Here is an 11690-nt window from a genome sequence, read left to right on the forward strand (position 1 = left end):
TGCCGACAGCAGTGCAGGCTGCTGTCATCTTTTCGTCATCCCTTCGCGATGTCATTGTCACAGTTCGCCGTTAGTTTAGGCGCCAATGAGATCGATCTCATCGGCACTTTACGAGGCGAACATGTCCGATTTACTCACGGTGGCAAAGCTGGCAGGCGTTTCACGCGCCACGGCCGCGCGCGCCTTTTCCGATCCCCATCTGCTGCGGCGCGACACGCTGGAGAGAGTGCTGGCGGCGTCGGAGCAGCTCGGCTTTCGTCCTAACCACATCGCGCGCCAGCTACGCACGCAGCACTCTACCACCTTCGGCGTGCTGCTGCCCTCGCTGCTTAACCCGATCTTCTCCTGCCAGTTACAGGCGATGGAGCGCCAGGCGCGCGACGCCGGCTATGGCCTGCTGGTGGCCACCAGCGATTACCAGCCCGAGCGCGAAGCTGCCATCGTTGAACATATGCTGCGCCAGCGCGTGGCGGGCCTGGTCCTGACGGTGGCCGATGCGGATAACAGCGCGGTGCTCAGCACGCTGCAGGCGGCTGGCCTGCCGTTTGTGCTGGCGCATAACGTGCCGCAGCACAGCCACTGGCCGGCGGTGTGCGTGGATAACCGCCAGGCGATGCGCGAAGCCACCGCACAGCTGCTGGCGCTCGGCCATCGCCACATTGCCATGGTCGCCGGACCGATGCTGCAGTCAGACCGTGCACGCCTGCGCTATCAGGGCTATTGCGACGCCATGCAGCACGCGGGCCTGACGGCGCTGCCGGTGATTGAGATGGCCAGCCACACCCAATCCGACTTTACGCTGCTGGCCCCGATGCTCGGCGGTGCCACCCCGCTCAGCGCCGTGATCTGCACCAACGACCTGCTGGCCATCAGCCTGATTGGCGCGGCAGCGCGCGCGGGCGTGCCTGTGCCACAGCAGCTCGCGGTGATGGGCTTTGACGGGATTGCGATGGGGGCACAAATGGCCCCGTCGCTGGCCAGCGTAGCGCAGCCCGCCGAACGGCTCGGCGCCTGCGCCATCGATATGTTGTTGCATAACGTCAGCCGCGGCACCCGCGTGCTGCCACATCAGTTGCGGAGCGGTGAGAGTGTTGCTGCCCCCGCGTTTATTGCCACCACCAGGGAACCTCATGATGCTGCATAAAAAAGTAAAAATTTACGCCGGCGCCATCGCGCTCAGCGCCAGCGCCAGCGCGTTGTTTACCAGCCTGACGCAGGCGGCGGAAACCGCCATCTGTTACAACTGTCCGCCCGAGTGGGCCGACTGGGGCACTCAGCTCAAAGCGATTGCCAGAGACACCGGCATTCAGGTGCCGCAGGACAACAAAAACTCCGGCCAGGCGCTGGCGCAGCTGGTGGCGGAGCAGGGCAATCCGGTGGCCGACGTGGTCTATTACGGCGTCAGCTTCGGCATTCAGGCCGACAGCGCCGGCGTGGTCGCCAGTTACAAACCGGCGCACTGGGATGACATTCCTGCCGGCATGAAAGACAGCAACGGCAAATGGGTGGCGCTGCACTCGGGCACCATGGGCTTTATGGTCAACGTCGATGCGCTGGGCGGCGCGCCGGTGCCGCAATCCTGGGACGACCTGCTGAAGCCGGAATACAAAGGCATGATTGGTTATCTCGATCCGGCCAGCGCCTTTGTCGGTTACGTGGCGGCGGTGGCGGTCAACCAGGCGAAGGGCGGCAACATGCAGGACTTCACGCCGGCGCTGAACTGGTTCAAAAAGCTGCAGACGAATCAGCCTATCGTGCCTAAGCAGACCGCGTATGCGCGCCTGATTTCCGGCGAGATCCCGATTCTGCTCGACTATGACTTCAATGCTTACCGCGCCCGCTACAAAGATCACGCTAACGTCGCCTTTGTTATTCCCAAAGAGGGCACGGTAACGGTGCCGTACGTCATTAGCCTGGTGAAGAATGCACCGCACGCGGCGAACGGCAAAAAAGTGATCGACTATGTGCTGTCTGACAAAGGGCAGGCCATCTGGGCCAGCGCGTTCCTGCGCCCGGTGCGCACCGGCGCCATGAGCGCAGAAGCGAAGAAATATTTCCTGCCGGACAGCGACTATGCGCGTGCGCACACCGTTGACTATCAGCAGATGGCGGCAGCGCAGAAAGCCTTCTCGGCGCGCTATCTGAGTGAGATTCCCTGATGGCGATGACGGACACCCTGGCGGCTTCGTGCCGCCGGACACCGCGCCTGGCCGGCAGCCGCTGGCTATGGCTGACGCTGCCGGCGCTGCTGTTCTTCTGCGCCTTCTGGCTGCTGCCGTTTGTCCGTCTGCTGCAGATGGCAATGCAGGACGACCGCAGCACCCGGCACAGCGGCTACTGGACGGTACTGACGCAGCCACACTATCTGCTCAGCCTGCTGAATACCGTGCTGCTGTCGCTCGCCGTCACGCTGGTGACGCTGGCCATCGCCGCGACAGTCGGCTGCTTTCTGGCACGCCAGCGCTTCAGCGGACGCAGCACGCTGCTGGCGCTGCTGACGTTTCCGCTGGCCTTTCCGGGCGTGGTGGTGGGATTTCTGGTGGTGATGCTGGCGGGCCGTCAGGGACTGCTGGCGCAAATCAGCCTGGCGCTGTTCCACGAGCGCTGGATGCTGGCCTATTCGTTTACCGGCCTGTTTATTGGCTATCTCTATTTTTCACTGCCGCGCGCCATCATCACGCTGGTGGCGGCGAGTGAAAAACTCGACCGCTCTCTCGAAGAGGCGGCGCGTTCGCTGGGCGCCAGTCAGTGGCGCATCACCTGGGATGTGATTGTGCCGGGGCTGCAGCCGGCGCTACTCTCCACCGGCGCGCTCTGTTTTGCCACCAGCATGGGTGCCTTCGGTACCGCGTTTACCCTGGGCACCGATCTGGCGGTGCTGCCGCTGACCATTTATGGCGAATTCACCAACTACGCCAATTTCGCCACCGCCGCCGCGCTGTCGGTGGTGATGGGCGGCGTCGCCTGGCTGGCACTGATGTTGGCGCGCCGACTGGCCCATCAGGAGGTGACATGAGACGTCGCGGCCTGTTCAGCCTGCAACTGCTGGTCACCCTACTCACCGCGCTGTTCATGATCGTGCCGGTGGTGCTGTCGATGCTGGCCGGCGTGACCAACAACTACTTTACCGGCCTGCGCAGCGGCCTGACGCTGAAGTGGGTGACCCAGGTGTGGCAGCTTTACGCCGACACCTTCTGGCTGTCGCTGCTGATTGCGCTGGCCTGCCTGCTGATCACGCTGCTGATCGGCGTGCCGGCAGCGTGGGGGCTGTTAAAAGCGCCGCAGCGCTGGGCGGCGCGCATCGAAGAGTGCCTGATGCTGCCGGTCGCGCTGCCGGGCCTCGCCACCGCGCTGGGCATCATCCTGCTGTACGGCCAGTTCTCCGGCCTGCGCGATAGCTGGCTGTTCATTCTGATCGGTCACGTGCTGTTTACCTTGCCGTTTATGCTGCGCCCGGTGCTGGCGGTGATGCAGGCGGTGGAGATGCCGCGACTGGAAGAGGCAGCGGCCAGTCTCGGTGCCAGCCTGTGGCAGCGCTTTTTTACCGTGGTGGTGCCCAACTGTCGCAACGGCATTCTCGCCGGGGCGTTTATGGTGATCACCCTGTCGGTGGGTGAGTTCAACATCACCTGGATGCTGCATACGCCGCTGACAAAAACGCTGCCGGTGGGGCTGGCAGACAGTTATGCCTCAATGCGACTGGAAGTGGGATCGGCCTACACGCTGATCTTTATTCTGCTGATTCTGCCGCTGCTGCTGATGCTCAACGCGGTCAATCACTGGCTCAACCGTACGCTGACGCGTGCTAATAAGGAGGCGGCATGAACCCTGCGGCCGTAACCGTTACGCTGCGCCACTGTGCGCGGCACTTTAATCACCAGCTGGCGCTGCAGCCGCTCGATCTGACGGTGCAGCCTGGCGAAACCCTGGTGCTGCTCGGTCCGTCCGGCTGTGGCAAAACCACCACGCTGCGCATCATCAGTGGCCTGGAGCGCTGTGACGACGGCGGCGAAGTGTGGTTTGACGATCGTAACGTGACAGCGCTGCCGATCGAGAAACGCAACGTGGGCATGGTGTTCCAGAACTACGCGCTGTTTCCCCATCTCAACGTGGCGCAGAACGTCGCCTACGGCCTGAAAGTGCAGGGCGTGGGGCGCGCCGAACGCGACGCGCGCGTGCAGGAGATGCTGGCCCTGGTGGATCTCAGCGCGCTGGCGCAGCGCAGCATCGACAAGCTGTCGGGCGGTCAAAAGCAGCGCGTAGCGCTGGCGCGTGCGCTGGCGGCGCGTCCGAAGGTGCTGCTGTTTGATGAGCCGCTGGCGGCGCTGGATGCGCGCCTGCGCGACCGGCTGCGGCTGGAGATTGGCGCGCTGCTGAAACAGCTGGCGATCACCGCCGTGTACGTCACGCACGATCAGCAGGAAGCGATGGCGCTGGGCGATCGCATTGCGGTGATGGAGCAGGGACGTCTGGTGCAGATCGATACGCCGCAAAATATTTACCAGCGCCCGGCGTCACAGTTTGTCGCGGATTTTGTCGGCGCGATTAACTGTGTCGGGGTCGATGCGCGCGGCAATCCGCAGCATTTCTGCCGCCCGGAGGATGTGCTGCTGGCGGCGGACCAGCGCTACGTACGTCCTGGTTTTATCCTCGGCACCACCTTTCTCGGCGCTGCGCAGCGGCTGAGTATTGATATCGGGCTGGCGGCGCCGATCCAGGTTGATCGCCACGCGCGCGAAGCCTGGCACGCCGGCCAGCCGGTAAGCTGGACGCTGGCGCAGGATGCCGCGCTGCACTTTTCTGCCTGATAAGGAGCTGTTGTGACTGACGCAATGACGCTGATTGCGCAAATCAGCGATTTACACATCAAGGCCCATGGCCGTCTCTCCTATAAAAAAGTGGATACGCACGCTGCGCTGCTACGGGTGATCGACACGCTGAATCAGCTGGTGCCGCGACCGGATACGGTGGTGATTACCGGCGACCTGGTGGATTTTGGCACTGCGGAAGAGTACCAGACGCTGCGCGAGGCGCTGCGCCATCTGCAACTGCCGTTCCTGCTGATGCCGGGCAATCACGACGATCGCCAGCAGCTGCGCACCGCGTTTCCGGAGCATCACTACCTGCAGCACGGCGAAACGCTTAACTGGCAGATGCGTGTGAATCATCTGCAGCTGCTGGCGCTCGACTCCAGCGTACCGCATCAGCCGTGGGGCTACGTCGATGACGCACAGCTGCAATGGCTGGCAGAGCAGCTGGCGCGTGAACCTGATTTGCCGACGCTGGTACTGCTGCATCATCCGCCGTTCCTGAGCGGCATTGGCCATATGGATCGGCAGCCGCTGTGCAATCCGGCGGCGCTGGCTGCCATTATTGGCCAGCATCCCCAGGTGGAACGGGTGCTGAGTGGTCACCTGCACCGCTCGGTGCAGGCGCGTTTTGCCGGCACGCTGGCCTGCGTGGCGCCCGGTGTGTCGCATCAGGTGGCACTGGATTTGCGTGACCACGGTCCGGCGAACTTTGTGCTGGAACCGCCCGGTTTTCTGCTGCATCGCTGGCAGCCGCAGCAGGGGATGACTACGCATCTGTGCGCAATCGGCGATTATCCAGGACCCTGGCCGTTTTACGATGCGCAGGGTTTAATTGATTAGCACCAGTAATAGCACAATAAAAAAGCGTTCCTGAGGGTCTGCGTCGTAGTCAATTTGGCTCAGAGGTGTACAATTGTCTGTTACCTCACCAGGGTAAACACCTCCAATTATAACAAGATAGTCAGGCACGCTAACTTATGAAGCTACTCACCAGGGCGGTTGCGCCATGTTAACGCGCATCCGGCCAAAAACTGATCTGCGCACGCTGATTGCGCTGCTGGCGATCACCAGTATCGTCATTACACTGGCTAATACGCTGTACGCCACCTGGCGCGTACAGCGCATGGTGCTGATCGAAAGCACCCTTGAAGCCAATCGCGCTTACGCCACCAAACTGGCGGCCACCACCGAAGTGTTTTTCCAGCTGGCGCAGTCGCAGCTGCACTACAGCGCCAATCAGCTGGGTAAAGATTTCGACAATCCCGAACTGCTGCAGCAGGAAGTGAACCGACTGCGCGAACAGACCAGCAGTTTTAACTCGGTGGCGATTGTCGACAGCAACGGCGTGATTAAAGCCATTTCGCCGGAATCGCTGATGCTGAAAGGCATGCAGCTCACCAGCCAGTCTTCGCGCGAAGCGCTGGCGCAGCGCCAGCCGATGGTCAGCCGGCCCACCATTTCTGCCACCAATAACCTGCTGGTGTTTGTTTCCTGGCCGGTATGGAGCACCGATGGGCGCTATCTTGGCTACGTCGGTGGCACTATTTATCTGAAGAAAAAAAGCATTCTCAACGTGCTGCTCGGCGAGCAGTACTATCGTGACGGCACCCATGTTTACGTACTGGATCGCGAAAACCGCGTGCTGTATCACCAGAACAATCAGCTGATTGGCAAAAACGTGCCGGGCATCGTCAGCGATCGTCAGCGCCAGGAGCACAGCAATGGCGAAGTTCAGCTGACGGAAGAGGGTACGGCGAAGCTGGCGGGCTACGCTGTGGTGCCCACCACCGGCTGGATGGTGGTGGCGCTCAAACCGACAAACGTCACGCTGGCGCCGCTCTCCGGGCTGCTGCTCCAGGTGCTGAAGAATTCGGTGCCGTTTGCGCTGCTGACGCTGCTGGTGGCGGTGATTCTGGCCCGGTTGATCGCCTTGCCGCTGTGGCAGCTGGCGCGTAAAGCCAGCCAGATGGATACCCAGGGCGTTTCCGGGGAAATTGGCGTGATCCGCGCCTGGTACTTTGAAGCGGCGCAGGTGAAGCGCGCGCTGCTCACCGGCATTGGTCTGGTACAGGATAAAATCGGCCGGCTCAAGTCAGAGGTGCAGAGCGATCCCATGACCAGCCTGCTCAATCGCCGTGGCCTGAGCGCGGTGCTCGACTATTTCGATACCATGCAGCAGCCGTTTGCCGTGCTGGCGCTGGATATTGACCACTTCAAACGGGTGAATGATAACTTCGGGCATGATGTTGGCGATGAGGTGATCAAACAGGTGGCGCGCACGCTGCGCCAGAGCGCGCGTCAGACCGACGTGGTGTGCCGGAACGGCGGCGAGGAGTTTCTGATGCTGCTACCCGCCACCGCCCCTGATGAAGCGCGGGTGATTGCGGAGCGCGTGCGCACCAGCATTGCCGGCGGCTGGATTGATCCGGTCGGGCAGATCACGATTTCGATTGGTATCGCCAGCTGGCAGCCGACGCACGGCAGTCAGGAACAGATTCTGAAGCAGGCCGATGATGCGCTGTATCAGGCGAAAAACGCCGGACGTAACTGCGTGGTGATCGCCGGGCAGGAAGCGCTGGCCAGCACGGTTTCGCGCTATTAACCGCGCAGCGTCACAGCAGGATAAAAAAACGGGTGCCTGGCTGGCACCCGTTGGTAATCAGGCTGATTTCAGGTAATCGAGCACGATATCGTGGTGGTTCGAGGTTTTAAAATCGTCGAACACCTTCTCCACTTTGCCATCGCCGCCAATCAGGAAGCTGATGCGGTGAATGCCGTCGTAGGTTTTCCCCATAAAGGTTTTCTCACCCCAGACGCCAAACTGCTCGCAAACCTGATGATCTTCATCCGACAGCAGGGTGAAGTTGAGCAATTCTTTCTCGACAAAGCGAGACAGTTTTTCCGGCTTGTCGGTGCTGATGCCCAGCACTTCCACGCCCGCCTTCTTTAAATCATCCATGTTATCGCGCAGACCACAGGCCTGCGTGGTGCAGCCCGGCGTCATGGCTTTCGGGTAGAAATAGACCAGAACGCGCTGTCCCTGGAAGTCGGCCAAATTTACTTGTTCGCCATCCTGATCGGGCAAGCTAAATTTCGGTGCGGTGTCACCGGCTTTCAGTGGATTCATCACAACTCTCCATTTTTTTCTTCATGCTGTGGGTAATACACCATCAGCGGCAAAAGCGCCAGGTGGAGTTTACCTCAGGGTTATTTCACTACACGGTATGCCAGCGCGGCAGAGTGTGTGGCGGAATAACCCGGAGCCTGATTCAGACGGCGCTGTGCGCGTCGTTGGTGACACTATAGAGGCGAATTGAACCTTGTGCATGCAGTTCTTCGCACAGCCGATGGAAAGCCTGCTCAAACGGTGCGCTGGCATGATTCGCCGGGCTGTGCGCGGTCATCTGAATATAGAGCACCGGCGGCGCGTCGTCCTGGGCGGGCGTAATGCGCGACACCAGCTCGGCGATGTTCATCTGATGTTTATCGAACAGATCGGTGAAGCGTTCGATGATATGCGGTGAATCCGGCACTTCCACCTGTACCCAGACGGTAGCGGGCATCGGCGGCGTGACGCGCGCGTTGGTGCGCTTCATCACGATCAGCAGCTCCAGCTCGGCACCTTTCATCGGCAGGGTCGATTCAATCAGGGTAATGGCGTTCCAGCTGCCGGAGAGCAGCATAATAAAGGTGAACTCGTCGCCCAGCATCGCCAGGCGGCTGTCTTCAATATTGCAACCGCAGCTGCTGACGTGGCGGGTAATGGTATTGACGATACCCGGACGATCAACGCCCAGAGCGGTGATCACCAGATGGTGCGGCTGTGACTGCGGCAAAATGGCGTTTCCTGTACGTTCGCTAATAACCATAAGGTAAACATAAAAAAAACTGCTGACAAGCGCGGTAATGGCGTGGCTCGCTTGCTTTTCTTTCGGCGGAAAACGTAACATGAGGCACTTGTTTGTCGAGGGGATAGCCCATGTTCACCGGAAGTATTGTTGCGCTCATTACGCCTTTGAATGAAAAAGGTGATGTCTGCCGCGCAAGTCTGAAAAAACTGATTGATTATCATGTCGCCAGCGGTACGGCGGCGATTGTTTCTGTTGGCACCACCGGCGAATCCGCGACCCTCAGCCATGAAGAGCATGGCGATGTGGTGATGCAAACCCTGGAGCTGGCCGATGGCCGCATTCCCGTGATTGCCGGGACCGGCGCGAATGCCACCGCCGAAGGGATCTCTCTGACAAAACGCTTTACCGGCACCGGCGTAGTCGGCTGCCTCACCGTGACCCCGTACTACAACCGTCCGACGCAGGAAGGTCTGTACCAGCACTTCAAAGCGATCGCCGAAAGCACCGATCTGCCACAGATGCTGTATAACGTCCCGTCACGTACCGGCTGTGACATGCTGCCGGAAACCGTTGCCCGCCTGGCTGAAATCAAAAATATTATCGGAATCAAAGAGGCCACCGGGAACTTATCGCGTATTTCGCAGATCCAACAGCTGGTTGGAGATGAGTTCATTATTGTCAGCGGTGATGACGCGACAGCGCTGGACTCCATGCAACTGGGCGGCAAAGGCGTTATTTCGGTCACGGCTAACATTGCAGCACGTGAAATGGTTGAACTCTGTGCGCTGGCACAAGAGGGCAAATTTGCCGAAGCGCGTCGCCTGAATCAGCGTCTGATGCACCTGCACCAGACGCTTTTCTGTGAACCGAATCCTATCCCGGTGAAATGGGCCGCGAAACAGCTAGGATTGATCGCCGATGACACGCTGCGCTTGCCGATGACGCCGCTGACCGAAGCCGGTCAGGCGAAAACCGCGCAGGCGCTGATCCAGGCGGGTCTGCGATAATTTAGGGAGAATCAATGAGTTATTCAGTTAAGCGCTCGACGCTGGCAACCGTGGTGGGCCTGTCCACCCTGATGCTGCTAACAGCTTGTTCCAGCGATCAGCGTTATAAGCGCCAGGTCAGCGGTGATGAATCTTACCTGCAGGCGCCTGAACTGCATGATTTAAAAGCCCCGGCGGGCATGATTCTGCCGCTGCAGAATGGTGATTACGATGTGCCGCACAGCGTGGCGAAAGGCGCGCTGGGTAAAGAGCTCGATATCCGTCCACCGGCGCAGCCGCTGGCGCTGATGAACGGCACCCGCGCGCAGTTCACCGGTAACACCGGCGTGCTGGCGGTTGACAGCAGCCGTGGCTCCATCTGGTCGCAGGTGGTGAACGTGGTGCAGTCGTACAAATTCCCGGTTGCCCAGCGTGATGATGCGGCGCAGCAGCTCACCACCGACTGGGTACAGTGGAACCGTGCTGACGAAGATAACCAGTATCGCGGCCGTTACCAGATCAGCGTGCAGAACCAGGGCTATCAGCAAGTGCTGACCGTACGTCTGCTGGAACTGCAGCAGCAGGGCCAGACGGTCACCACGCCGGTCCAGGTTCAGCGCTATACCGGTCAGATGCTGAATGACATCAGCACCGGTCTGGATAAGATCGATACCGCCAGCCAGGATGCGGCTGCCGGACGTGCCAGCGGACAGATTGATGTCCAGAGCGGCGCGGACGACACCGGCCTGCCACTGCTGGTGCTGCGCTCACCGTTTAACGTCACCTGGCAGCGTCTGCCGGCGGCGCTGAAGCGTATGGGCATGGAAGTTACCGATGACAACCGCTCGCAGGGCAGTCTGAAAGTGACCTACAAGCAGCCGGGCAGCAGCGCGTTTGACGCCATCGGCGCGAAAGATCCGGAACTGCCAAACGGCGACTACAAGTTGCAGGTGGGCGATCTCGATAACCGCAGCAGCCTGCAGTTCATCGATCCGAAAGGACACGTACTCACCCAGGCGCAGAATGATGCGCTGGTGGCGGTCCTGCAGGGCGCGCTGAACAAATAAATGCAATAAAGGCCGGAGATTCTCCGGCCTTTTTGTTTTGGTTTTGGCATAATAGCGCCCGGCGAGGTAAACGATTGCGTCAGGCAGTCATCGCGCGGTGAAACACCGCTGAACACGGGTTCTTTCATGTTTGGAGTTAACAAGATGCAAAAGCGAGCTGAGTTGTATCGCGGTAAAGCGAAAACCGTATACAGCACCGACAATCCGGATCTGCTGGTACTTGAATTCCGCAACGATACGTCAGCAGGAGACGGTGCACGAATCGAGCAGTTTGATCGTAAAGGCATGGTGAACAACAAGTTCAACCATTTCATCATGACCAAACTGCAGGAAGCGGGCATTCCGACCCAGATGGAAGCGCTGCTTTCTGATAACGAAGCGCTGGTGAAAAAGCTGGAGATGGTGCCGGTAGAGTGCGTGGTGCGCAACCGGGCGGCCGGATCGCTGGTGAAACGTCTGGGCGTGGAAGAGGGCATGCTGCTCAATCCACCGCTGTTTGATCTCTTCCTGAAAGATGACGCCAAACACGACCCGATGGTCAACGAATCGTACTGCGAAACCTTTGGCTGGGTGAGCAAGGCCAACCTGGCGCGCATGCAGGAACTGACCTTCAAAGCCAACGAAGTGCTGAGCAAACTGTTTGATGATGCCGGCCTGATTCTGGTGGACTTCAAGCTGGAGTTCGGTCTGTTCAAAGGTGAAGTGACGCTGGGCGACGAATTCTCGCCAGACGGCGCGCGTCTGTGGGACAAAGAGACCATGGACAAGATGGATAAAGACCGTTTCCGTCAGAGCCTCGGCGGCCTGATCGAAGCGTACGAAGAAGTGGCACACCGTCTGGGTGTCAAACTGGACTAAGCTTCTGCCGGTGTGCGTCACGGTATAACAGACGCAAACCTTTCAGCGCATGAAGGTCGCCCTTGCTGGCGGCCTTTTTTATTGTCTGTTTACGGCCTTCACGCTGCGCCCTGCACG

The 11690-nt window shown here is 59.9% G+C and carries 12 protein-coding genes; 10 read left to right on the top strand and 2 right to left on the bottom strand.

Annotation, left to right across the window (positions count from 1 at the left end; translation table 11 throughout):
* Nucleotides 1-121: 121 nt before the first annotated feature.
* The 7 genes from C1N84_RS05380 to C1N84_RS05410 all read left to right on the top strand — a co-directional run bounded on the left by C1N84_RS05380 (nt 122) and on the right by C1N84_RS05410 (nt 7413).
* The gene (locus tag C1N84_RS05380; protein ID WP_058758324.1) at nt 122-1144 is read left to right on the top strand and encodes a substrate-binding domain-containing protein; all 1023 of its coding nucleotides are present in this window, start codon (nt 122-124) and stop codon (nt 1142-1144) included.
* Nucleotides 1131-2159, top strand: coding sequence for an ABC transporter substrate-binding protein (locus tag C1N84_RS05385; protein ID WP_264442264.1), 1029 nt, complete (start codon nt 1131-1133; stop codon nt 2157-2159). The genes C1N84_RS05380 and C1N84_RS05385 overlap by 14 nt, the downstream gene beginning before the upstream one ends.
* On the top strand, nt 2159-3016 hold the full coding sequence (locus C1N84_RS05390; RefSeq protein WP_021506597.1) for an ABC transporter permease: 858 nt from the start codon (nt 2159-2161) through the stop codon (nt 3014-3016). The genes C1N84_RS05385 and C1N84_RS05390 overlap by 1 nt, the downstream gene beginning before the upstream one ends.
* Nucleotides 3013-3825 (top strand): ABC transporter permease, encoded by an 813-nt coding sequence (locus C1N84_RS05395; RefSeq protein ID WP_264442268.1) that lies wholly within the window; start codon nt 3013-3015, stop codon nt 3823-3825. Before C1N84_RS05390 ends, C1N84_RS05395 begins: the two co-directional genes overlap by 4 nt.
* Entirely contained in the window at nt 3822-4808 is a 987-nt protein-coding gene (locus C1N84_RS05400) for an ABC transporter ATP-binding protein (RefSeq protein ID WP_264442270.1), read from the top strand. Before C1N84_RS05395 ends, C1N84_RS05400 begins: the two co-directional genes overlap by 4 nt.
* 24 nt (nt 4809-4832) lie before the next feature.
* The gene (locus C1N84_RS05405; RefSeq protein ID WP_394541845.1) at nt 4833-5651 is read left to right on the top strand and encodes a phosphodiesterase; all 819 of its coding nucleotides are present in this window, start codon (nt 4833-4835) and stop codon (nt 5649-5651) included.
* 166 nt (nt 5652-5817) lie between these two features.
* The gene (locus tag C1N84_RS05410; RefSeq protein WP_021506601.1) at nt 5818-7413 is read left to right on the top strand and encodes a sensor domain-containing diguanylate cyclase; all 1596 of its coding nucleotides are present in this window, start codon (nt 5818-5820) and stop codon (nt 7411-7413) included.
* A gap of 57 nt (nt 7414-7470) precedes the next feature.
* Here C1N84_RS05410 and bcp read toward each other — a convergent pair whose 3' ends face one another.
* Both bcp and C1N84_RS05420 read right to left on the bottom strand, forming a co-directional pair.
* Nucleotides 7471-7938: a thioredoxin-dependent thiol peroxidase gene (gene bcp, locus C1N84_RS05415; protein ID WP_021506602.1), complete on the bottom strand. Its 468-nt coding sequence runs from the start codon at nt 7936-7938 to the stop codon at nt 7471-7473.
* Nucleotides 7939-8080: 142 nt separating this feature from the next.
* Nucleotides 8081-8647, bottom strand: coding sequence for a glycine cleavage system transcriptional repressor (locus C1N84_RS05420; protein ID WP_264442279.1), 567 nt, complete (start codon nt 8645-8647; stop codon nt 8081-8083).
* 143 nt (nt 8648-8790) lie between these two features.
* Between C1N84_RS05420 and dapA the strand changes: the two genes are divergently transcribed.
* The 3 genes from dapA to purC all read left to right on the top strand — a co-directional run bounded on the left by dapA (nt 8791) and on the right by purC (nt 11573).
* Entirely contained in the window at nt 8791-9669 is an 879-nt protein-coding gene (gene dapA, locus C1N84_RS05425) for a 4-hydroxy-tetrahydrodipicolinate synthase (protein WP_021506604.1), read from the top strand.
* Nucleotides 9670-9683: 14 nt separating this feature from the next.
* Nucleotides 9684-10715 carry an outer membrane protein assembly factor BamC gene (gene bamC / locus C1N84_RS05430; protein ID WP_021506605.1) on the top strand — a complete coding sequence of 344 codons (1032 nt, stop codon included), beginning with the start codon at nt 9684-9686 and terminating at the stop codon, nt 10713-10715.
* 144 nt (nt 10716-10859) lie between these two features.
* The gene (purC, locus tag C1N84_RS05435; RefSeq protein WP_031279423.1) at nt 10860-11573 is read left to right on the top strand and encodes a phosphoribosylaminoimidazolesuccinocarboxamide synthase; all 714 of its coding nucleotides are present in this window, start codon (nt 10860-10862) and stop codon (nt 11571-11573) included.
* Nucleotides 11574-11690 lie beyond the last annotated feature (117 nt).

Source organism: Pantoea sp. SGAir0418 (assembly GCF_043529865.1).